This window comes from Flavisolibacter ginsenosidimutans, from assembly GCF_007970805.1.
GTDB classification, from domain to species: Bacteria; Bacteroidota; Bacteroidia; order Chitinophagales; family Chitinophagaceae; genus Flavisolibacter; species Flavisolibacter ginsenosidimutans.
This window is the reverse complement of record NZ_CP042433.1, coordinates 604,306-627,913: the sequence shown is the minus strand read 5'-3', so window position 1 is coordinate 627,913 and position 23,608 is coordinate 604,306. Positions and strand designations below refer to the sequence as shown.

The 23,608-nt window shown below is 46.5% G+C and carries 20 protein-coding genes; 13 read left to right on the top strand and 7 right to left on the bottom strand.

Going from position 1 to position 23,608, the window contains the following annotated elements:
• Positions 1-27: 27 nt before the first annotated feature.
• Positions 28-612: a methyltransferase family protein gene (locus FSB75_RS02485; RefSeq protein WP_146782251.1), complete on the top strand. Its 585-nt coding sequence runs from the start codon at positions 28-30 to the stop codon at positions 610-612.
• Between the two features lie 264 nt (positions 613-876).
• Here FSB75_RS02485 and FSB75_RS02480 read toward each other — a convergent pair whose 3' ends face one another.
• Genes FSB75_RS02480 through FSB75_RS02470 form a run of 3 tightly spaced genes read right to left on the bottom strand, consistent with a single transcriptional unit; the run spans position 877 to position 3,175 of the window.
• The gene (locus tag FSB75_RS02480) at positions 877-1,185 is read right to left on the bottom strand and encodes a type II toxin-antitoxin system RelE/ParE family toxin (RefSeq protein WP_146782248.1); all 309 of its coding nucleotides are present in this window, start codon (positions 1,183-1,185) and stop codon (positions 877-879) included.
• A complete protein-coding gene (locus FSB75_RS02475; RefSeq protein ID WP_146782246.1) occupies positions 1,170-1,412 on the bottom strand; it encodes a hypothetical protein in 243 nt (80 codons plus the stop codon). Before FSB75_RS02475 ends, FSB75_RS02480 begins: the two co-directional genes overlap by 16 nt.
• A 35-nt stretch (positions 1,413-1,447) precedes the next feature.
• Complete coding sequence (locus FSB75_RS02470) at positions 1,448-3,175, bottom strand: phospho-sugar mutase (RefSeq protein ID WP_146782243.1); 1,728 nt, start codon at positions 3,173-3,175, stop codon at positions 1,448-1,450.
• 143 nt (positions 3,176-3,318) lie between these two features.
• Between FSB75_RS02470 and FSB75_RS02465 the strand changes: the two genes are divergently transcribed.
• Positions 3,319-4,260, top strand: a complete 942-nt coding sequence (locus tag FSB75_RS02465; RefSeq protein ID WP_146782240.1) for a DUF2279 domain-containing protein — start codon at positions 3,319-3,321, stop codon at positions 4,258-4,260.
• A 28-nt stretch (positions 4,261-4,288) separates the two neighbouring features.
• Here FSB75_RS02465 and FSB75_RS02460 read toward each other — a convergent pair whose 3' ends face one another.
• Entirely contained in the window at positions 4,289-4,795 is a 507-nt protein-coding gene (locus FSB75_RS02460; RefSeq protein WP_146782237.1) for a phosphoribosyltransferase family protein, read from the bottom strand.
• A 33-nt stretch (positions 4,796-4,828) separates the two neighbouring features.
• Between FSB75_RS02460 and FSB75_RS02455 the strand changes: the two genes are divergently transcribed.
• The 11 genes from FSB75_RS02455 to pelA all read left to right on the top strand — a co-directional run bounded on the left by FSB75_RS02455 (position 4,829) and on the right by pelA (position 17,338).
• On the top strand, positions 4,829-6,145 hold the full coding sequence (locus FSB75_RS02455) for a (Fe-S)-binding protein (protein WP_146782234.1): 1,317 nt from the start codon (positions 4,829-4,831) through the stop codon (positions 6,143-6,145).
• A gap of 201 nt (positions 6,146-6,346) precedes the next feature.
• Entirely contained in the window at positions 6,347-8,785 is a 2,439-nt protein-coding gene (locus FSB75_RS02450) for a heavy metal translocating P-type ATPase (protein WP_146782231.1), read from the top strand.
• Positions 8,786-8,976: 191 nt separating this feature from the next.
• Positions 8,977-9,141 (top strand): cbb3-type cytochrome oxidase assembly protein CcoS, encoded by a 165-nt coding sequence (gene ccoS / locus FSB75_RS02445; RefSeq protein ID WP_146782228.1) that lies wholly within the window; start codon positions 8,977-8,979, stop codon positions 9,139-9,141.
• Positions 9,142-9,147: 6 nt separating this feature from the next.
• Positions 9,148-11,340 (top strand): cytochrome-c oxidase, cbb3-type subunit I, encoded by a 2,193-nt coding sequence (gene ccoN / locus FSB75_RS02440; protein ID WP_146782225.1) that lies wholly within the window; start codon positions 9,148-9,150, stop codon positions 11,338-11,340.
• An 89-nt stretch (positions 11,341-11,429) separates the two neighbouring features.
• Positions 11,430-11,639: a hypothetical protein gene (locus FSB75_RS02435; RefSeq protein WP_146782222.1), complete on the top strand. Its 210-nt coding sequence runs from the start codon at positions 11,430-11,432 to the stop codon at positions 11,637-11,639.
• A gap of 4 nt (positions 11,640-11,643) precedes the next feature.
• Positions 11,644-12,540: a cbb3-type cytochrome c oxidase N-terminal domain-containing protein gene (locus tag FSB75_RS02430; protein ID WP_146782219.1), complete on the top strand. Its 897-nt coding sequence runs from the start codon at positions 11,644-11,646 to the stop codon at positions 12,538-12,540.
• Complete coding sequence (ccoG, locus tag FSB75_RS02425) at positions 12,540-13,976, top strand: cytochrome c oxidase accessory protein CcoG (RefSeq protein ID WP_146782215.1); 1,437 nt, start codon at positions 12,540-12,542, stop codon at positions 13,974-13,976. Before FSB75_RS02430 ends, ccoG begins: the two co-directional genes overlap by 1 nt.
• A 104-nt stretch (positions 13,977-14,080) precedes the next feature.
• On the top strand, positions 14,081-14,518 hold the full coding sequence (locus FSB75_RS02420; protein WP_146782212.1) for a FixH family protein: 438 nt from the start codon (positions 14,081-14,083) through the stop codon (positions 14,516-14,518).
• Positions 14,519-14,524: 6 nt separating this feature from the next.
• Positions 14,525-15,244, top strand: a complete 720-nt coding sequence (locus FSB75_RS02415) for a sulfite exporter TauE/SafE family protein (protein ID WP_146782209.1) — start codon at positions 14,525-14,527, stop codon at positions 15,242-15,244.
• 33 nt (positions 15,245-15,277) lie between these two features.
• Positions 15,278-16,096, top strand: a complete 819-nt coding sequence (locus tag FSB75_RS02410; RefSeq protein WP_146782206.1) for an aldo/keto reductase — start codon at positions 15,278-15,280, stop codon at positions 16,094-16,096.
• Positions 16,097-16,120: 24 nt separating this feature from the next.
• Positions 16,121-17,338, top strand: coding sequence for a pectate lyase (gene pelA / locus FSB75_RS02405; RefSeq protein ID WP_146782203.1), 1,218 nt, complete (start codon positions 16,121-16,123; stop codon positions 17,336-17,338).
• Between the two features lie 71 nt (positions 17,339-17,409).
• Here pelA and FSB75_RS02400 read toward each other — a convergent pair whose 3' ends face one another.
• From FSB75_RS02400 to FSB75_RS02390, 3 genes are all read right to left on the bottom strand, one after another.
• Positions 17,410-19,401, bottom strand: a complete 1,992-nt coding sequence (locus FSB75_RS02400; RefSeq protein WP_146782198.1) for a caspase family protein — start codon at positions 19,399-19,401, stop codon at positions 17,410-17,412.
• 59 nt (positions 19,402-19,460) lie between these two features.
• Positions 19,461-21,464: a caspase family protein gene (locus tag FSB75_RS02395; protein WP_146782195.1), complete on the bottom strand. Its 2,004-nt coding sequence runs from the start codon at positions 21,462-21,464 to the stop codon at positions 19,461-19,463.
• A gap of 67 nt (positions 21,465-21,531) precedes the next feature.
• On the bottom strand, positions 21,532-23,577 hold the full coding sequence (locus FSB75_RS02390; RefSeq protein ID WP_146782192.1) for a caspase family protein: 2,046 nt from the start codon (positions 23,575-23,577) through the stop codon (positions 21,532-21,534).
• Between the last annotated feature and the right edge of the window lie 31 nt (positions 23,578-23,608).

The following is a 23,608-nucleotide window of genomic DNA, read 5'->3' as shown; positions in this document are numbered from 1 at the left end:
AACGCCGCGCACAGTGTATTTTTAACCATGCTTCTGAACCATGTTTTACTGGGTTTGTCATGGATTGTTTACTGCGTTTTACACAGTGTTTTCGCAAGTCTTCAGGTGAAAAATTTTTTCAAAAAAATTCTTGGGGACGGGTTCAGACATTACCGCCTTGCTTATACGGTTTTCGCGTTTGCGGGACTGGCGCTGATCCTCTGGTTTCAATTCTCTATCCGCTCACCGCGACTCTTTAAGTCTTCATGGATTAGTGACATTGCTGGTGCAGCTTTTTGCATTCCGGGATTGCTGCTAATGTTCATCTGCATAAAAAAATATTTTCTCAATCTTAGCGGCCTGCGAAGCTTGGTGGAAGAAGAAACCCGTTCTATTCTTGAAGTCAAAGGCGTGCACCGCTTTGTAAGACATCCGCTTTACCTGGGAACATTTCTATTTATTTGGGGTCTGTTGATTTTATTTCCAACGGCGAGCTTATTGCTAACAGACGTCGTCATTACTGTATATACGCTGATAGGTTTAGAACTGGAAGAAAGAAAGCTCCTGCTTCAGTTTGGTGAGCAATACAGAACGTATCAAAAGAAAGTGCCGAAACTTGTTCCGAAATTTTGATTGAGCCGGATGAAGCAAAAAACCACCGCCAAAAGAAAACCGTTCGCCGATTAACCGGAGTTGTTTTAAACAAAGCTGCCTTTCTTTGTGTCAACAAATCAAAACAACCTGCTCAACATATTAAGTCCATCCGCCTAACGAGAAAGTGCTCCCAAAGAGCACTTTTTTTATTAACCACTGATGGCCGGGATTTTGAAAGGATTGTCGGGATGAAACACTGTTCTTCCTGAACAGTTTGAATTGAAGTAAAAGATTTCTAATCTTTTACTTCAATTTCAGCTTCTTGGGATTCAGGTAAGTATTCCAAAAAACCAACAAGTCAATGCGTCTTTTATTGGGCTTTACCTGATAAATTAAAAGGATGCGTTTATTTATTATCGTTCGCCGAATGTGGATGCTGTTTTGACTTCGCGGCCTTCCTAAATAAGGATGACTTTCCAAAGCCTGCAGACGCCTTTTTACCCCGTTCTCAAATTTTTCAACGACTTTTTCCGACCATCTTGTGCGCAGGTATTCAATGTTTTTGCCGTAAGAAATGACGCTTCGCTCCGTCCACTTTATTTCGAAAACCATTGCGGATATTTTTGTTTTACCTCCGCAAAGGACATTACCTCGTCATTATCTGATTGCCGGATGGCTTCTTCTACATCGTCCTTCACTTCATCCGGCATAGCTTCCCACCACTCCTGATCGTCCGCTGCATCTACTTCTAAAATGGCATGTACCATTTTCACAATTTTCTCGTCTGCGGCATCAATGTAATTTTTCACTTCTTCACGCATTTGCTCCACGGTGTTCATAAAATCCTTTTTTCAAATTTACTTTTGTTGCCGGATTAGACCAACTTCATGTCTCCAATAATCTGCTTGATTTTGTCTTTTGCTTTTTGCTGCGTTTCATCAAACTGCTCAACCGAAGGCAAATCGGTTTTCACGCTGAAATAAAATTTAATCTTCGGCTCGGTGCCCGATGGCCTTGCGCTGATCTTGCTGCCGTCTTCGGTTACAAATTGCAACACGTTTGATTTAGGCAGAGTGATGGTTTCGGTTTTTCCGGTTGTCAAATCGGTTTTTACCTGCTTGTCGTAATCCAGCAGTTCAACTACTTTACTGCCGCCGAGTTCTTTCGGCGGATTGCTGCGGAAACTTTCCATCATGTCGGCAATCTCCTGCTGGCCGTTGCGGCCTTTTTTTGTAATGGAAATCAAATCTTCCTGGTAATAGCCGTACTGCGCATACAAGTCCAACATCTTTTGATAAAGGTTGCGACCTTTTGCTTTTTCGTAAGCTGCCATTTCGCAAAGAAGCGCAACCGCTGAAACGGCGTCTTTGTCACGCACTCTATCGCCAATCATCAGGCCGTAGCTTTCCTCACCGCCAACGATGTAATTTTCTGTCCCTTCCTTTTCACGAATCAATTCGGCAATCCATTTAAAGCCCGTCAAAACATTGTAGCATTTTACACCGGCTTCTTTTGCAATCACGTCAATCATGTTGGTGGTCACGATGGTTTTTACCACCATGTCGTTGGGCTTTTGCAATCCTTTTTCTTTGCGGCTTTCAATCATGTAATTAAAAGCAAGAACAGCGGTTTGGTTTCCGTTCATCAACACCCATTCGCCCTTTGTATTTTTCACGCCAATGCCCACACGGTCCGCATCAGGATCGGTGGCGCAAAGGATGTCCGCGTCTATTTCTTCTGCCTTCTTCAAGCCAATAGACATTGCTTCTTTCTCTTCCGGGTTTGGATAAACAACGGTCGGAAAATCTCCGTCGGGTGTTGCTTGTTCCTGCACAATCGTAATGTTTTCAAACCCAAATTCCTTCAGTACCTGCGGCACCAGTTTTATTCCCGTTCCGTGAATGGGTGTATAAACAATTTTCAAATCTTTTTGCTGCTGGATGATTTCGGGATAAACGCTCAACCCTTTTACCATCTTGATGTATTGCTCGTCCATTTCCTTGCCGATGATGGTAATGTTTTCATCGCCGCCGCTCCACTTCACGTCGTTCACGTCGGCAATTTTTTCCACTTCCCCAATCACGGCCTTGTCGTGCGGCGGAACAAGCTGGCCGCCATCAATCCAATAAGCTTTGTAACCATTGTACTCTTTCGGGTTGTGCGAAGCTGTGCACACCACGCCGCCTTTGCAACCCAATTGCCGGATGGTGAAGGACAATTCGGGTGTTGGACGCAAGTCTTCAAACAAAAAAACTTTAAGACCGTTGGCTGCAAAAACGTGCGCTACGGTTTCGGCAAAGAAGCGGCTGTTGTTACGGCTGTCGTGTGCCACGGCCACTTTTATTTCCTGGTTAGGAAACGATTTTTTCAGGTAGTTGGTATAACCTTGCGTGGCCATGCCCACGGTGTATTTGTTCATGCGGTTGGTACCCACGCCCATAATGCCGCGCAATCCACCCGTGCCGAATTCAAGGTTGCGGTAAAAGGCATCGGCCAGTTCATCAGGTGAATTCTTTTGTTGTTCCTTGATGGCGGTTTTGGTTTCTTCGTCGTAAGCGCCGGTTAACCAACTATTGACTTTTTGTTCGATTTGTGCGTCCATATAAAGCGATTTGAATTTGGTTTAAAGAAGTCAAAAGGTAAAAGTAAAAAGTAAAAAAAGCTTCGGCTATGAAGAGGCTTTTGAATTCGCTTTCGACTTTGCCTTCCAATTCATACGAAGATAAGCGTCCGTATATTTGAACGGTGAAGAAATGGATTTTCCTCTTTTTAATTTCCGCCACAATTGCAGCCCATGGACAAGATTCCGTTTCGCACCGGGTTGTTGATTCACGTCCCAATTTTACAGCACGCAAATGGCTCGTTGGCGGCGCTACGCTTGGCGGTTACGGCGGTTCTTTTTTGTTTTTGAGCACGGCCTGGTACAAGAATTATCCACGCAGTTCTTTTCACACATTTAATGATGTAGGCGAATGGCTGCAAATAGACAAAGCAGGTCATGCATGGACGGCTTATCAAACCAGCCGCTTCACTACAAATATGTGGCGATGGACTGGCGTGGAAAATAACAAAGCCTTGCTTTACGGAACCGGCAGCAGTTTGCTTTATATGCTTTCCATCGAATACTTAGACGGACATTCCGCCGAATGGGGCTGGAGTTGGGGCGATGCCGGCGCTGACGTTCTTGGCGCAGCACTTTACGCTTCGCAGGAATTGGGCTGGGAAGAACAACGAATTGCATTAAAGTTTTCTTCTGCGCCTAAAACTTACGCCGAAGCAGATTTGGAAAAGCGTGCCGATGATTTGTTTGGTCGTTCTTTTCAAAGCCGCTTGCTGAAAGATTATAACGCACAAACCTATTGGCTGAGCGCCAACATCAAATCATTTTTTCCACAAACAAGTCTGCCGGATTGGTTGAATATTTCAGTGGGTTATGGCGCCGACGGAATGTTTGGGGGTTATGAAAATTTTGCGCAAAGCAAAACAAACGGGCAAGTGACCTTTGACAGAAGAGACATTAAACGATATCGTCAGTTTTACTTGGCGCCGGACTTTGACTTCACAAAGATTCACACCAAAAGCAAGATGCTAAAATCAGTTTTTTCCGCGTTAAATGTGCTGAAGTTTCCCGCACCGGCGCTGGAGTTTTCAAACGGTCGTATCAAGTTGAAAGCAATTGCGTTTTAATATTCTACATCCTCTCTCCTACCTCCTCTCAATACAACCAAGCTCCTGTTATCTTCTCATCTTCCCTCTCCACAGTAATGTGTTCCTGCAAAGTTGTGGCAATGGAAAGGCCGGTATAATCGGTGTGAACGGGAAACAATTTGTGGCTTCGTTCTACCAGCACAAGCGTTTGAATTTTTTTGGGCGATGAATTCAAAAAAGGCTTCAAGGCATAAAGCATGGTTTTGCCGGTGTTGGCTACGTCATCGGCGATGATGATGATTTTATTAGCAAGAGCAAGGTTTGGTTCAATATCTACTTCAGCCAAATTGCGTTTGTTCAATTGCACCGTGATGAGGGTTGTTGCAATTGATGCGAGGTTTTTTAATTCGGCCGCAACGCATCTTGCTACCGTTTCTCCGTTGCCCACAATGCCCGCAAGCACAATCTCTTTTTCGCCGGCATTTTGCTCGGCAATTTCCAATGCCATGCGCTTTATTTTTCGCTTTACACCGTCTTCGTCCAAAATCATCGTTCGCGTTTGTCCTGAATTCATTTCGCCTATTTTTACGGCGCTTAAATTAGCATTATGCAAATCGTGCAACAAATTTTATTTCTCCTTTTGGTCATTGCGGCGGTCTGGATTTTTACAAAAAAAGTTTTCTTCATCCGGAAAAATATAGCGCTTGGAAGAGACGAAAACGTTACGCCATCGCCCGAACGCTGGCGCAACGTTTTGCTGATGGCTTTTGGGCAGAAGCGCATGTTCGACAAACCGCTTGTGGCCTTGTTGCACCTGGCCGTTTACGCGGGTTTCATCATCATCAACGTTGAAATTTTAGAGATCATTCTCGACGGACTTTTTGGTACGCACCGGCTCTTTGCGCCTTCGTTGCATAATGTTTACACCTTTGTGATTGATTTTTTTGAAGTGTTGGCTTTTTTGGTGCTGGCGGCCTGTGTCATTTTCTTGCTGCGCAGAAATTTGGTGAAAGTGCCGCGTTTAAACAAAGGCGAATTGGGCGGCGGCTGGCCGCGAAAAGACGCGAACATCATCCTCACGTTTGAGATTGTGCTGATGACACTTTTTCTTTTAATGAATTCCGCCGACAGAGCTTTGCAACTGCGTGAATACGGACATTATCACAACGTTGGACCGTTCTGGATTTCGTCAAATGTTGCTCCGCTGTTTCAAAACCTAAGCACTGAAACACTGGTAGGCATTGAACGCGGCGCCTGGTGGTTGCACATCATCGGCATCTTTGTTTTTTTAAATTACCTGCCTTATTCAAAACACTTGCACATCATTCTAGCTTTTCCAAACACCTATTACGCAAGGCTGAAGCCACAGGCGCAGATGGTAAACATGCCCGAAATCCAACGCGAAGTTTTGTACGCCATGCAACCGGAAACCATTCCTGCCGACGCAGCGCAGGAAGAACACAAACGATTTGGCGCAAAAGATGTAAGCGATTTAAGCTGGAAGAATTTGCTTGACGCTTACACTTGCACCGAATGCGGACGTTGCACACAACAATGTCCCGCCAATCAAACCGGCAAGAAACTTTCGCCGCGCAAGATCATGATGGATACCCGCGACCGTATGGAGGAAATCGGGGCCAACCGCGAGAAAAACGGCAGTGTTCAGGAGGATGGCAAATCGCTCCTGCACGATTACATTACCACCGAAGAATTGTGGGCTTGTACATCCTGTCAGGCTTGCGTACAGGCTTGTCCCGTGCTCATTGATCCGTTAAACATTATCAATCAACTGAAGCGTTACCTGGCGTTGGAAGAAAGCAACCAACCCGCGGAATGGAACGGCATGTACAGTAATGTTGAAAACAATTTTGCGCCGTGGAAGTTCAGTCCGGATGAGAGAGATGCGTGGACTGCCGATGTCTGAACAATGATTTGGATGGATTTTTAAGGATTAACAAGAAATAAAATACTCCGATAAAGCAAGAGTCGTTCAGCAATGAACGACTCTTTTCTTTCCAATAAATCTTTTAATCTCCCAAATCAAGGTTCAGATGACTTCTCTCATCTTTTCTTTTGACGCAACTCATCGCATGTGAAAAGCGGTTGTTGAACTTTTGCCCGCACTATGCCTGCGGTTGACGCTCCCGTAAGAAAAAAAGAAAAGCCGGTTATAAGGCCGGCGCATTGCTATCATTGCGGCGAAGTTTGCGATGCTTACATCGCCGGCGATGAACACGTATTTTGTTGCGACGGTTGCAAGTTCGTTTACAGCCTTCTCAAAGAAAACGGCCTTTGCAATTATTACGATTTAAGCAACACCCCGGGCATCAAAGTAAAAGGCAAGTTTAGCTCCGACAAGTTCTCCTTTCTCGACACCGAAGAAGCAAAACAAAAGCTCATCACGTTTAAAGACGAAAAACAAAGCCAGGTCGGTTTTTACCTGCCGCAAATGCACTGCGCCTCCTGCATTTGGCTGTTGGAAAACCTGCACGCCATTCAGCAGGGTATTCTTTTTTCCAAAACAAACTTTGGGCGAAAAGAAGTATTCATCGCGTTTAATCACAATGAAACATCACTGCGAAAAGTGGTAGAGCTTTTGGCTTTTATTGGCTATGAGCCTTACATCAGTTTAAACGATTCGGAGGCAAAGAAAGAGAAGAAAATCAACCGCAAACAGTTTTACAAAATCGGCGTTGCGGGCTTTTGTTTCAGTAACATCATGATGCTTTCTTTTCCCGAATATTTCTCATCGGGCGACATAGCCGAAGGCACGTTGAAGCATTTGTTCGTTTACCTGAATCTTGTGCTGGCGCTACCCGTTTTCTTTTACAGCGCTTCTGATTTTTTCGTTTCGGCGTGGAAAGGCCTGCAACAAAAATGGCTCAACATTGACGCACCCATTGCGCTTTCGATTTTAATCACCTTTTCGCGAAGCGTTTACGAAGTTCTGAGCGGTACCGGCGCGGGTTATTTCGACAGCATGAGCGGCATTGTGCTTTTCATGCTCGCAGGCCGCTGGTTTCAAAACAAAACCTACGATTCGTTTTCCTTCGACCGCGATTACAAATCCTATTTCCCGCTCGGCATCACCAAACTAAACGACGGGAAAGAAGTTCCGGCCACCATCGGCAGCCTGGAAAAGAACGACCGCATTCTTGTTCGTCACGGCGAAATGGTGCCCGCCGATTCTGTTTTACTGAACGGTGAAGCAAGCATTGATTACAGCTTTGTTTCGGGCGAAAACACGCCGCTGGCAAAGAACAAGGGCGAATTGATTTATGCCGGCGCCAAACAATTGGGAGGCAGCATTGAACTATTAGTCATCAAACCTGTCAACCAGAGTTACATCACGCAGCTTTGGAACAACAATGATTTTTTTGCCGACAGCAAGAACGGTGAAAAATCTTTTGTTCATCCCTGGAGCCGTTATTTTACCGCGGTGCTTTTTACCGTGGCCGCACTGGCCGGCGTTTATTGGAGCGTTGTTAATCCCGCAAACGTTTTGCCTGCTGTATCGGCGGCGCTGATAGTTGCTTGTCCCTGTTCGCTCCTGCTTTCCGCCACGTTTACGTTTGGCAACATGCTGCGTTATTATGGAAAGAACGGCCTCTATCTAAAGAACGCAACGGTCATTGAATCGCTTGCCCGCGTCAACAAAATCGTGTTTGATAAAACAGGAACACTTACCTATGCATCCACCGCGCAAATTGAATTTGCAGGGTCGTTAACGCAGGAACAAAAGGAGTTTGTGTATTCGCTTGCAAAGGAATCGGCGCACCCCTTAAGCCGGTTGATAAAAGATCACTTGCTGAAGAACGACAAACCGGTAGCCCATCCCGTTTCTTTGTTCACCGAAACACCGGGTAAAGGTGCCGAAGGCTTGGTGAACGGTTATCGCATCAAGCTTGGCTCCCGCAGTTTTATCACGGGCGCAAAGGATCGAAGCGGGACCACAGCCGAAGTTTGGGTAGCCATTGAGGGCGATGTAAAAGGCTGTTTCAGCATTCAAAATCTTTACCGTGAAGGCGTAAACGGGCTGGTGAAGGCTTTGGAAGAAAAAGGCTACGGTCTTCACTTGCTTTCCGGCGACAACGACGCGGAGAAGGGCAGACTGCAATCCTTCTTTGGCAGAACAACGCCGATGCTTTTCAATCAATCGCCGCAGGATAAACTGGATTACATCAAAGGCCTAAAGCAAACAGCAGCGAACAAAGTCCTGATGCTTGGCGATGGCTTGAACGATGCCGGCGCCTTAAAACAAAGCAACGTAGGGATTGCCATTAGCGAAAACACCAGCCAGTTCACTCCGGCCTCAGACGCTATTCTTGACAGCAAAAAACTCGACAAGCTGAACGCTTTCCTGGGCTACGCAAAGGCAGGTAAAACTGTTGTTCTGGCCAGTTGGGTTATTTCCATTCTTTACAATTTTGTGGGATTGGGTTTTGCGGTGCAGGCCAAACTTTCGCCACTGGTAGCGGCCATTCTGATGCCCGTCAGTTCCATTACCATCGTCACATTTGTAACAATTGCAACAACAATCGCCGCAAAGCGCAGGGGACTATAAACTGTAAAAGATGCAGTTTGTGGTTTGTCGTTGATGGTTTCTGGTTGACGTGCTGTGCGCAACTATTTTTTCTCCTTCGCGCCGTGCGAAAACATTCCCAACATCTTTACTGATTTTTCTCATGTTTTCTTTTGATGCCCCTCATCCCCGTCGCATCGGCTGAAAAATACTTTTGACGCTGAAAAATTACCATGAGCGTTGTTATTGTCCTTGTAATCATCAGCGTCATTGTAGCCGGAAGTTTTCTCGCTGCTTTTATTTGGTCGGTGAGAAAAGGCCAATATGATGACGACTATACTCCTTCTGTACGGATGCTTTTCGACGATACTGTTTCTGAAAACAAACTTTCAAAATAAGACCACATGTTTGAACAAACAACGCTGCAACCACAGGTTGGCGCAACCAAAACAAAAGCCGGCAGGCTGGAGACGTTTTATTACGACAACGCCGTTGTGCGAAACTTTGCCTACGCTACCATCATCTGGGGCGTTGTGGGCATGTTGGCCGGCTTGTGGATAGCCCTTGAACTCGTTTTTCCCACGGTGTTAAACGCAGGCCCCTGGCTCAACTTCGGCCGTCTTCGCCCGCTTCATACCAACGCGGTGATTTTTGCCTTTGTGGGCAACGGCATTTTCATGGGCTATTACTACTCGCTGCAACGCCTGTTGAAAACAAGAATGTACAGCGACAAGTTGAGTAAAATTCACTTCTGGGGCTGGCAGGCCATCATCGTTGCGGCGGCGATTACCTTGCCTCTTGGCTTCACTACCGGTAAAGAATATGCCGAACTGGAATGGCCCATTGACATTGCCATTACGGTTGTCTGGGTCGTATTCGGCTGGAACATGTTTGCCACCATTTTAAAGAGAAGAGAACGCCACCTTTATGTTGCCGTGTGGTTTTATATCGCCACGTTCGTAACAGTCGCCGTTCTTCACATTGTAAACTCTATCGAACTCCCTGTTAGCTTTATGAAAAGCTATCCCGTTTACGCCGGCGTGCAGGATGCGCTGGTGCAATGGTGGTACGGTCACAATGCGGTGGCGTTTTTCCTGACAACACCTTATTTGGGTTTGATGTATTATTTCCTGCCCAAAGCAGCAAACCGGCCCGTTTATTCGTACAAGCTTTCCATTATTCACTTCTGGGCGTTAATCTTTATCTACATCTGGGCCGGTCCGCACCACTTGTTGTATTCAGCCTTGCCCAACTGGGCGCAATCGCTCGGCATTGTGTTCTCGTTTACGCTTTTGTTTCCAAGCTGGGGCGGCATGATCAACGGCCTGCTTACGCTTCGCGGCGCCTGGGACAAAGTGCGGGAAGACGTGGTGCTGAAGTTTATGGTGGTGGCCGTTACCGCTTACGGCATGGCAACCTTTGAAGGCCCGATGCTTTCGCTGAAAAGCATCAACGCCATTTCGCACTTTACCGACTGGACCATTGCGCACGTGCACGTTGGCGGCTTAGGCTGGAACGGCATGTTGACCTTCGGCGTGCTTTACTGGCTCATCCCAAAAATCTTCCGCACACAGCTTTATTCAAAAAAGCTGGCAAGCGTTCACTTCTGGATTGCTACACTCGGTATTCTTTTCTATGCCATTCCCATGTATTGGGCCGGCTTCATGCAGTCGAGCATGTGGAAAGAATTTACACCAAGCGGCCAGTTGAAATACTCCTTCCTGGAAACAGTGACTTTCATGCGCCCCTTCTACGCGGTGCGTGGTTTCGGCGGGGCCTTGTTTCTAACGGGTGCCATCATTATGATGTACAACCTGTTTAAAACCGTGGCCAGGGCAAAGCTGGTTGCAAACGAAGAAGCACAGGCGGCGGCATTGGAAAAAACGTACGTCAAACACAAAGGCGAGCACTGGCACCGATGGATTGAAAGAAGACCGATTCAACTTTTGGTAGGAACACTGATTGTGATTTTGATTGGCGGCGCGGTGGAAATGATTCCAACCTTTATGGTGAAATCGAACATTCCCACCATCGCCAGCGTGAAGCCATATACACCGCTGGAATTGCACGGCCGAGACATTTACATACGCGAAGGTTGTTATCTCTGTCACTCGCAGATGATCCGTCCCTTCCGCAGCGAAACGGAGCGCTACGGCGAGTATTCAAAAGCGGGTGAATTTGTGTACGACCATCCTTTCCAGTGGGGTTCAAAACGCACCGGCCCCGATCTGGCACGTGAAGGCGCGGGCAACAACAAAAAATCAAACACATGGCATTTCAACCATCTTGATGATCCGCAATCCATTTCAACCGGTTCGGTAATGCCGTCTTATTCTTTCCTCATTGACAACAAACTGGACACGTCAATGACACCGGCAAAAATCAGGGCTATGCAAAAGCTGGGCGTGCCATACGAGCCGGGCTACGATAAAATTGCCAACAATGATTTGGTAAAACAGGCCACAGAAATTTCAGCCTCGCTGAAAAAAGACAACGTCAGCGTGAAGCCTGACAAAGAGATCATCGCCATCATTGCTTACCTGCAACGACTGGGAACCGACATTGGAAAAGACAAACAAACAGCGCAAGCGAAATAAAAAAGTTCACCTGTTCACTTGTTCACCTGTTCGAAAGCCAGTTGAGCAATACGAACGAGTGAACAGGTGAACTAGCAAACAAACTTCTTATGCTCAAATACATCAAACAATACGCAGACTCCATCAAAGGTGTGGATGTTTATCCCATCATCTCGCTGTTCATCTTCGTGCTCTTCTTCATCGCGGTGATTTATTACGTGAAGAAAATGGACAAAAGCCGCGTGAACCAGATGAAACACCTCCCGCTTGATTTGGAACCTGAAAACAATTCTTCGTTTATCCCTGTTAAACAAGCCTGATTGTATGAGAAATATTCGCACAACAAAATTTATTCTTTCTACATCGTTCATACTCTGCGCAAGCTTTGCCGCCAACGCACAGGAAAAAACAATCAGCCATCCGCTGGTGGATAACAATTACAACGGAACGGCTTGGGCGCTGGCAACCGTTCTTCTTTTTGCTTTCGGCGGTTTGATATACGTGTTCAGCAAATTCAGTGCGTTGGGCAAAGAAGACAAAGCACCGGCTTCAGTTGGGCAGCGCTTTGCACGGCTTAACGCAAAGTTTTTTACAAAGGCGATTCCGCTTGAAAAGGAAGCCGATCACTTGCTCGATCACGACTACGACGGCATCCAGGAACTGGACAACTCCCTGCCGCCGTGGTGGAAGTACGGCTTTTATTTCAGCATTGTTTGTGCTGTGTTTTATATCCTTCGTTACCACGTTTGGAAAACCGGTCCCGATCCAGAACAAGAGTACAATACCGAAATGGCGATTGCCACCAAACAAATTGAAGAGTACCGCAAGAAAGCCGGCGACATGGTGGACGAAAAAACCGTTACACTGGCTGATGCAGCAGGCATTGCCGAAGGCAAAAAAATCTTTCAAAGCAATTGCTTTGCCTGTCACGGACAGAAAGGCGAAGGCGGCGTAGGACCCAATCTTACCGACAACTATTGGCTGCACGGCGGAACCATCAACGACGTTTTTAAAACCATCAAATACGGCGTGCCCGAAAAAGGAATGCAGTCCTGGCAAAAGACGTATTCGCCTTCGCAAATAAAAGATCTGGCGAGTTATGTAAAGAGCCTTGCCGGCACAAATCCGCCCAACCCCAAAGCGCCGCAGGGCGATCCTTATGAAGAAAAGGCCAGCACCAATACCGCTGCGAAAGATTCAACCAGCGTAGCAAAAAAATAATGGAAACCTACAACGATACATACACGGGTGTTGCCGCAGAGAAAAAAGAAAAGCTCGACCAAAGCTTTCGCGATTCCGTTGGCACCATCACCAAACAGGGCAAGAGAAATTTTCTTTTTCCCAAAAAGCCAAAAGGAAAATTGTACAACCTGCGCACCCTGGTGACGCTTGTTTTTCTTGCCATCTTTTTCACCTTGCCCTTTGTAAAAATTGACGGCGAGCCGTTCTTTCTTTTCAACGTTGTTGAGCGAAAATTCATCTTCTTCGGACAGATATTTTGGCCGCAGGATTTTTTCATCTTCGCGGTGGGCTTTCTCACCTTCGTTGTTTTTATCGTTGTGTTTACCGTGGTATTCGGCCGTGTGTTTTGCGGATGGGTTTGTCCGCAAACCATTTTTATGGAAATGATTTTCCGTAAAATTGAATACTGGATTGACGGTGATGCACAGGAACAAAGGCGTTTAAAAGCAATGCCTTTGAATGCGTTCAAGATTCGCAAACGCCTCACCAAGATTGCGGTCTTTTATGCTATCTCTTTTTTGGTTGCTAATTTCTTTTTGTCCTACATCATTGGCATGGACAACGTTTTGAAGATGGTGCACGAAGGCGTGTTTGTACACCCCGTAACGTTTGCAACGCTCATGGGTTTTTCCACCGTTTTCTTTTTTGTTTATTACTGGTTTCGCGAGCAGGCTTGTTTGGTAGTTTGTCCGTACGGACGCTTGCAAGGCGTATTGCTCGACAAGAAGTCAATGGTGGTGGCTTATGATTATGTGCGCGGCGAACCAAGAGGGAAATTGAAGAAGGCAGCACTGGATACAAATTCTGGTGATTGCATTGATTGTTTCGCCTGCGTTCGCGTTTGTCCAACCGGCATTGACATTCGGAACGGCACGCAGCTCGAATGTATAAACTGCACGGCCTGCATTGATGCCTGCGACGACATCATGACGAAGATTAACAAGCCGCTCGGCCTTATTCGCATTGATTCGGAAGAGAACATTGAACATTCACGCAAGAACAAGTTCAACTGGCGTGTGGCGGCGTATTCATTTGTGTTGGTGGCACTGCTTGGCTTTCTTGCCTTTTTGCTCTTGAGCCGTAAAGACGTTGATGCAAAAGTGCTGCGCACACCGGGACAGATTTATCAAACGCTGCCCGACGGACGCATCGCCAATTTATACAGCATCAAACTCACCAACAAAACACGTAAAGACATTCCGATTACGCTGAAGTTGGAGAATGTAAACGGCGAAATTGATGTGGTGGGCAATGCGCTAAAGGTTCCTGCGGAGTCATATTTCCAATCGCCGTTTTTTGTGAAAGTAAAAGCGGCCAACGTCGAGCACCGCAAAACAAAAATCAGGATCGGTGTGTACCAGGGTCATAAACGCATCGAAACCGCCGAGACTACTTTTATGGGACCAGAAGAATGAGAAAAGCTGGCAGTTAGCAGTTGGCAGCATGCAATAGAAACAGAGAAAGAATAACTGCGCTGTTAGAAAACTTAAAACCTAAAACTTAGAACTTAAAACTTTTTATGCGCATTAGTTGGGGATATAAAATTTTTATGGCGTACACAACGTTTGCCTTGGGCATTCTGTTCCTGGCCTATAAAGCCAGTCATCAAAATTTTGATTTGGTAACCGAGAACTATTACGAAGCCGAATTAAAATACCAGGACGTGATTGACCAAAAGAGTCATGTGGCACAACTTTCCGAAGCGCCAAAGATTCAGCACACGGTTAACACCGTCAGCGTTCAATTGCCAAAAGAGTTTGCAAACAAAACCGTTGAAGGCGAAATTTATTTATACCGCCCTTCTGATGCATCAAAAGACATTCGCAAAAAATTTTCAACCGCGCAGGCTTTTTATGAATTGAATTTGGACAAAGATCTTTCCGGCTCCTACGAAGTAAAACTTTCCTGGCAAAGCGAGGGCAAGCGTTTCTTTCAGGAACAAAAAATCTTTTTTTAAGGCCTCATGAATGTTTTGCAAATTATCGGGATCGCTTTTGCGATGGGCGCGGTTGGCAGTCTTCACTGCATCGGCATGTGTGGCCCCATTGCGCTCTCTTTGCCAATGGGAGCAAGAAGCACCAATGGCCGTTTGCACGGCGCTTTGCTTTACAATCTTGGCCGCATTGTTACGTACTCATGGCTTGGTCTTGTGCTGGGTTTGGCCGGTGGCTTTCTCATTACACCGAAAGCGCAAAGCACCGTCTCCGTTGTTTTTGGAGCAGCCATTTTGCTTTACCTGTTGCTGCCTTCGGACACAAAAAAAAGATTTGGAAAAACCCCTCCGGCTCAAAGTTTCTTTCTGGTGCTTCGCAAGGGACTTGGTAAACTTCTTTCAACGCCAACCAATCAATCACTCTTTGGCATTGGCTTGCTCAACGGCCTTCTGCCCTGCGGCATGATCTACCTTGCGCTTACGTCTTCATTTCTCACCGGTAGCCTTATCAAAGGCAGTTTGTTTATGGCTGCCTTTGGCGCAGGTACGTTCCCGGCAATGTTGACTGTTGCATTTTTTGGCTCATTTGTCAACCAGAAAATGCGGTTGAATTTTCGCAAAGCGGTTCCTTTCTTTCTTGCCTGCATGGCTGTGTTGCTGGTGTTGCGTGGATTGAATCTTGGCATTCCTTACCTAAGTCCTTCGCTGCCGCAACATTCAGGTTCTGCTGATGTGCTGTGCCATCAATGACTTCAGGCGAAATCCCGTTCCTAACTTTAGGCCATGCTCACCCGCAACATTCCTTCTTCAAGCGAAGCGCTTCCTGTAATTGGCCTCGGCACCTGGCAAACTTTCGACGTTGACGCTTCGCGTTATGCTTCCTTGAAAGATGTTTTAATAGCAATGCACAAAGCCGGCGCAAGGCTGATTGATTCTTCTCCCATGTACGGCTGCGCCGAAGAGGTTGTGGGCAACGTCACCGCTGCAATGCCCGAACAAAACGATTTTTTTTACGCCACAAAAGTTTGGACGCAAGGCGCTGAAGCGGGCAAAAAACAAATCAAAAATTCCTATCGTTTAATGAAGCGGGAAGTGATGGACCTTGTTCAGATACACAACCTGCTTGACTGGCAAACGCATCTCTCCTATTTGCGCAAGTTGAAAGACGAAGGCAAGTTGCGTTACATCGGCATCACGCATTACCTGGACGGCAGCCACGAAGCCCTTGCGAACGTGATAAGAAAAGAGTCGGTTGATTTCGTACAGTTCAATTATTCCGTTCTTTCGCGGCACGCCGAAAAGTTTTTGCTTCCCTTGTGCGCCGAAAGAGGCGTTGCTACTTTAATCAACCGACCCTTTGGCGAAGGAAGCCTTTTTCGAAAAGTAGCAGACAAACCCTTGCCGCCGTGGGCAGCAGAATTGGGCATTGACAACTGGGGCGCTTATTTTTTGAAGTTTATTCTTTCGCATCCCGCCGTTACCTGCGTCATTCCGGCAACAGGAAACGTTAATCATGCGATGCAAAATCTGCAGGCTGGCGAAGGAAGCCTGCCAGATCAGGATACCCGCCAGAAGATGGCGGCGTATATTGAAGCCTTATAAATTCTTCTTGCAATTTTGTTGTTTATGGTAAAAATTTTCCGCCGTCGCAGTTTGCTTTTAAAAGCTGCCGGTTGCTTTTTGATAACGGCTTCGGTATATGTACCGCTGTTTGCACAAAACACACAAAGCGCCGCTTCGGTGCAAATTGATCCCGAACCTTTCGGCGATGCTTCGCGACACTGGTACGGGATTGCAGAAAAAACAAACGTCATCTTTCCAAAACCGAACCAGCCGCGTTATAAACCAACCGAGTTGACCGCTGTTGCCGATAACATTCTCTTGTACCAGAAAGGCAACGGCGGCTGGCCAAAGAACTACGACATCTTTGCCATTCTTGCGCCGGAGCAAAAAGACAGTTTAATAAAAGCAAAATCAATTCTAAATACAACCTTCGACAACGGCACCACTTATACTCACATTGCCGCACTGGCGCAGGTTTACACCGCTACCGGCGTTGCCAAATACGGCGAGGCGGCCTTGAAAGGGCTGGATTTTATATTATCGGCGCAATACGCCAACGGCGGCTGGCCGCAATATTATCCTTTGGAAGAAAATTACAGCCGGCACATTACCTATAACGACGGCGCCATGATGGGCATCATGCAAGTGTTAAAAGACATTGTTGACAAAAGGAAAGACTACTTGTTTGTGGACGATGCGCACCGCAAAAAAATTGAAGCGGCTTATGTGAAAGGAATTGATTGCATTTTGAAAACGCAGATCAATGACGACGGAAAACTTACGGCCTGGTGCCAGCAACACGACGAGGTGACGCTGCAACCTACGTGGGCACGCAAGTTTGAACCGCCAAGCATTTGCAACGGCGAAAGCAGCGAGATTGTTTTGTTTTTGATGAGCATTGACAAACCCGGGAAACAAATTATCAACGCCGTTCAAAACGCGGTGGCCTGGTTTGATGCATCGAAAATTTTGCACACGAAAGTGAAGGTTGTGCAGGCACCGCCGCTGCAAACGCCTTATCGTGTTTCCACTGCCGATCGCATAGTGGTTGAAGATGAAACGGCGCCGCCCATTTGGACGCGGTACTACGAACTAAAAACGCACCGGCCACTGTTTTGCAACCGCGACAGCAAAGTGGTTTATTCACTCGCCGAAGTGGACCGCGAACGCAGGGATGGTTACGGTTGGTACACGTATGCGCCGCAAAAAGTTTTGAACGCTTATCCTGCCTGGCAAAAGAAATGGGCGTCTCAGAAGAATGTTCTGCAAAAACGGGATTAAGCAACTCTCACAATTGATGAAAAAGCCTGTGACATAACGCAGGCTTTCTTTATGCACGAACTGTCGAGCAATTAATTTTCGTTGATCCAGTTGGTTGATTTGTAACGGACAGTTTCGGTGCTCAACTCATATAATTTTTGCGTAAGCGCCTGCAATGATTTCGCAAAAACTTCCGGCGGTTTTACTTCCAGGTGATCCCGGGAAAAAACAGCCCAACTGTGTTCTTCGATCGGCGGATGATAATAAAAAACAAAGCCCGCTGGCTGTCCTTCTCTTTCTTTAACGTAATTCAAAAACAAAACATAATCCGCCTGGTCAACACGGTTTACCAATTGAATGCTTTGGTTTTTTGCAATCATTTTTTTCAACGGCCTTGTGAGATAGGAAGGCAATGGAAGCAGCACAATGGTGTAGGGCTTACTGGCGTCATCCACCTGGGTTGGATTGCTATATTTCTTATACGTTTTTGTGCCGGTTAATACAATAACGTCACCGGCTGCTGACAGGTGTGAATAATGATAATCGGCATAATCTTTTCGCAAGCTGAGCGGAATTATTATTTTATGCAGAAAGGTTTTAAAAGCAGGCTGTGATAAAGAAACCTGAGGTATGTAAAGCTTTACCAACGGAGCCGATACCGAATTGCGACTGACAAGTTGAAACACCGCGCCTGCCCTGGTGCGGCTGTTCTTGTCGAAAGCTGTGGCCGTGTTGGCGGTTGCATCCGTCACTTGCAGCGTTACATTGCCAACGCTTGTGTTCTTCAACAAATTTCCTTTTGCAATACCGGCGTACAATCCTTTGTCAAGCGTGACAATACCGTTTTTTACCGAAACGCATTTTGCGGTAACGGTGTTGGAAAGTTTTGTTTGTTCAACGCCGACCAGGTTCCCGGTCAACCGGCTTCTTTCGTAATGATACGTGGGATGCTGCGCATAGCCTTGCTTCTGCATAAGGTCTGTGATTTTCGAAAGCAGATCGGCAACGGGCAAAGCGGAAGAATTGTTTTTGTAAAGCGAGAGTAAAGCCTTGGTGAAAGCGCCGTGTCTCAATCCTGCTTCATCGGTTATTTCCGCAGCCAGTTCAATGTCGGATGCGGCGGACAAAGAAAGAAAACCGCTGTTCGCCCGTTCAAAAGGACGTTTGGCAAGAGGGCGATAAGTCACCGTAAGCGCATCGCTTAAATTAAACGCACGGTCATTATTCACGGCCAATGCAAAGCCCGAAGAATCGGATGAAAGTTTTGTAAAGCGTGGATCGTTGCTGGTTCGCTTAATGTAATCTTCAGCGCTGATTGTTTGCATCATTACTCCCAGCGAATCCACCGGCACGTTTGGTAAAGAGGCTATTTCCCAGTCGCGGCAATCGGGTACGCCATCACCGTCAGTATCCAATGTATCAAGCGTTCGTCCTAAGCTGTCTACGCGGCAACCGACAGGTTTTTTCTTTTCGGTACGGTAGGTGATGTTCCCCAAACTCATTGATTTTTCTTCCGGTGGTGGCGGAAACGCCATCCAATAATCTGAGGTCCAACCGGCCGGCAAAAGACCGCTGAAACAACAATCAAAAATGGCCGTCACTTTTACTTTCTTGTCAACAAAAAGATTGAAAACGGTTTTGATGTCTTCATCAGTAAAAAGACATTCCAAGTTTGGCGCATATAGATTGCTCATCACCATGCCCTGACTCATTCTTCGTTTCACCGAGTCGGTTTGATAAGGATTTGTCATCCAGGCGCCGTGGCCCGAATAATAAAACACGAAGGCATCGCCCTCGCGGCATTTGGCAAGCGACCGGTGAAAGGCCTTTAAAAGATTTGCTTTGGTGGCGCTGGAATCGTACAGGCTGTCAATGTTGGAGCGTTTAAAGCCAAAACGATTCAACAACAATTCTCTTATCGAATTGGCGTCGTTCACACAACCGTGCAGGCTGTGCTCGTGCTTTACGCCGGGAGCCTGGTAATAGTCGTTAATGCCAACAAGAACCGCGTATTGGTTTTGTGCGTGAACGAATGTTTGGCAAAGACAGCAGACAGCAACGATTAGTTTTAAAGCCTTGTGCATAAAGATTGCTTTAACCTGGCACAGGAAATTGATGGCCGGTAAAATTTAGTTTTAAAAACTCAACGAATGACAGCGGTTGATTTCTTTGGCTGCTCGTTCATCCACACATCTCCTGTGCTGTAGCGGAGCATTTTCACCGCGAGGGCATACAGTTTTTCGGAAAGTTCCCGAATTCCTTTTCCGTCAGAGGGAAGTGCCGGTTTGAATAAATATTCGCTTGAGAAAATTGGCCAGGGCATTTCTGCAAGCGGCGGATGGTAATAAAAAACAAAACCGGAAGGGTTATCATTCCTCTTCTTTGTATAGTTCAGGAATAAAACATAATCCGCTTCCGCCACAGTTTTCACAAGTTTTATGTTCTGGTTTTTTTCCAGTTTTTTCTTCAATGCTTTCGTAACGAAGGAAGGCAAAGGAAGAAGAACCAGGGTATCAATCCAACGCATTTCCGGAGAAACGTCTGTGCTGTTTTGCACAAGGTATTTGTTTGCGCCTGTGTAAATGTGCACGGTTTGCGGACGCATAAAAGCAGGCTCGTAATAATCTGCGTAAGTGCTTTGCGCCACAACGGGGTTGATCCTTTTTTGAAAAAAAGCGGCAAAGGTTTTTTGTGTAAAAGCCACTTCAGGTATGTAGATTTTTGCCAGCGGCGCGGAAGACGTGTAGCCGTCAACCACGCGGAATATCGTTCCTTTTTGAACAGCGCCACTCTTATCGGTAGCGATGGATTCGGTTGCGGTTGCACTGTCAACGGTGAGGGTTTTATTGCCGGTCGCACTTCTCAAAACATTGCCTTTTGCAATGCCTGCGTAAAGGCCTTTATCAAGCGTTAGTTTTCCGTTTGCAACCGCTGTGCATTTTAACGCAACGGTGTTCGAAAAACTTTTGCCGTTCGTGCCGATTAAATTTCCTTTTAGCCGGCTTTTCTCAAAAAGAAAAGTTGGCTCCTGTTCATAATGCTGTTCTTTTAAGGTGGACGTAAGTTTTGCCATCAAATCCGAAACCGGTAAAGCCGAAGAATTGCTTTGGTAGATGCTGAGCAGGGCTTTTGTAAAAGCGCCGTGACGAATGCCGTTTTCGTCCGTTATTTCCGCGGCTTTCTGGTATTGGCTTGACGCGGCAAGCGAAATAAAAGCGCTGCCTTTCCGGTCGGCCGGACGTTCCGCCTTGGGTGCAAAGTTTACCGTGAGCGCATCTCTCAAATTAAAGGCCCGGCTTTCGGTTCCAACGAGCGAAGAATTGGCGGTATAACCCACAAAGCGGGGATCCGTTTTGGTTTGCATGATGTATTCTTCTGCACCGATAAATTCTTTCGCCACACCTAACGAATCCACCGGCACACCGGGAAGGGAGGCTATTTCCCAGTCGCGGCAATCGGGCACGCCGTCACCGTCTGTATCGGTAAGTGTCCCTTCAGGCGAATTCACTGGACAGCCAATCGGTTCTTTAAGGTCAGGGGTGTAAGAAATATCGCCAAGGCTCATGGATTTCTGTTGCCCTTGCCGCGGTGTTGGCCACCAGTATGCGGGCGGTGGCGGCGCAGCCAACAAAAAACCACTGTAGCAGCAGTCGAGCAAAGCAGTGGTGATAATTTTTTTATCCACGAACTCGTTGAAAACCGTTTTCAGGTCTTCGTCGGTCAACAAGCAACCCAGGCCCGGCGCATACAAGTCGCTCATCACCATCGCCTGGCTCATTTGCCGCTTTAAGGAATCAAGTTCCATTTCGTTCTTCATCCAGGCGCCGTGTCCGGAATAATAAAACACAAAAGCATCGCCCTTCGTTGCCTTGCTCAATACGCTGCGCATTAAATGGAGAACAGCAGGTCTTGTGCTTGCCGAATCAAACAAGGTGTAGATATTGGATTGCTTAAATCCAAAGCGATTCAGTAAGAGTTCTTCGACTGCTCTTGCATCGTTCACGCAGCCGTGTAAGCTGCTTGGATGCATTACACCCGGGCTTTGGTAATAATCGTTGATGCCAACAATAACAGCGTATTTGTTTTGTGCCTGCAGCGCTATGGAAAAAAGCTGAAAGCCCAAAACAAGGAGGGATGTTTTGCGCATGAAGATTGGCTTTCCCTAATTTACCGAATTCTTTTTGCAGATGCCTGAAAGCTTTTTGCCGCAGCGGCTATTTTTTCTTGCCGTACAACCACACGTACTTGTGGTACACCGTTATGCTCTTCGTCAACACGTACAATTTTTCGCAGAAAGACTGTAGTTGCGTTCCAGCGAATGAGAGTGTTGACACCGTTACATTGTCTGCTGAGAACACAGTAGCGTTAACGTTTTTGTTGTTCAGCGGCGGATGATAATAAAAAATAAATCCTTTCGAAGTTCCGAGACTTACGTTTGCATAATTCAGGTACAAAACATAGTCGGCTTCTTCGGGGCGGTTCACCAGTTTTATGTTTGGGTTACCACTGACCATTTTTTTCAACGGCTGAATGATGTAAGAAGGAAGCGGCAGTAAAACAACCCGGTTGATTAATACAGGATTATAAGGATCATTATATTCTTTCTTTATCCTCGCTTCGTAAACAACGAAACGTTGCGCACTGCTGTACAAGCGTACGCTGTTTTCCCGCTTTTGAGTGCCGCTGTAAAAACTTGCATTGTTTGCATCACCAACGGCATAACCATAATCACCATAATCCTTTTTCAACGTCAGCGGGTAAATCTTGTTTTGAAAGAAGCCCTGAAAGCCGGCTTGTGTAAACGAGGCTTCGGGAATGTAAAGTTTTACCGGCGGCACGGTTGCAGTACCAACGAATTGGAAAATATCCCCTCGTTTAACGGCTCCCGTTTTGTCAACCGCCGTTGCTGCGTCTTTTGTGGCGCTTACGACTTGAACGGTGATACTTTCGTTTTTATCTACCTTTTTTAAAATATCACCTTTGGTTATTGCGGCGTAGAGTCCTTTATCAAAGACGATCGTTCCGTTTGCTGCGGCGATGCAATGCGTTACGACGGTGTTAGAAAAGTTTGCGTTATCAAATCCGAGCAGGTTGCTATTTAATCGCTCTTTGTCAAAATGAAACTTGGGCGTTTGAATATAGCTCTTGCTGCGTATCCAATCTGTAAGCTTTGCCATTAAATCCGTCATGCGCAGGTTGGAGGGATTCTCTTTGTAAACAGCAAGCAAAGCGGTTGTGAAGGCGCCGTGCGGGAGGCCGCTTTCATCGGTTATTTCGGCCGCCGTCAAATCCTGGTCGGATGCAGAGAGCGAAAAAAAACCTCCGCCTTTCCTGTCCGATGGCCTTGTCTCAAGGACTCGATAATTGATGCTGAACGTGTCTTTTAAATTATACGAGCGGCTGTTGTCTGCACTTGCTCCGGAATCCAAAGAATCATTTTCAATTTCAGAATTCTCAAACAGGTAATCCTCGGGATTGACGGAACTGGTTGCAACGCCAAGAGAATCTACCGGCACGCCCCGTGGCGAATGAATTTCCCAATCCTTACAATCCGGTACACCGTCGTTATCCGAATCCACCCAAAAGCGGGAATTGGTACTGAAGTCAGCGGGGCAACCGATGGGTTGTTTTCTTTTGGGCACGTAGGCTATGTCTCCGACCTGTAAGCTTTTCATTTGCCAGCTTTCAACCTCGTAAGGACTCCAATAAGAGGGTTGTGAATTTCCTCCGCCCATAGAAATGTTTCCGCTGTGACAACAGTCAAAAATGGCCGTCACTTTAACCCGCTTATCAATGAATTTGTTCATTTCTTTTTTTAGGTTTTCGTCGGTCACCAAACAGTCAAAGCCGGGAGAATACAGGTCACTCATCACCATGGCCTGGCTTCTTCGCATTTTGATGGAATCGGGTTCGTTGTAATTATTCAGCCAGATGCCGTGCCCCGAATAATAAAACACGAAGGCGTCGCCGGGACGGCATTTTCCGAGCAGTTGGTGCAATTCGCTCAGCAGGTTGGGCTTTGTTGCGCTGGCGTTGTACAAGGTATCAATGTTGGCCGAACGATAGCCAAAGCGGTTTAGCAACAGTTCTCGCATAGAACTGGCGTCGTTCACACAACCGTGCAGGCTTTTCGGATGTTTTACTCCCCGGCTTTGGTAATAATCGTTGATGCCCACAAGAAGTGCGTATTGGTTTTGAGCAGTTGCTTTCAGCGAACAGCAGAGCGAAAGGAAGAAAAATAATTTTGATACTTTGCGCATGGAAAGTTTTTATTTCTTACTAATATATAGC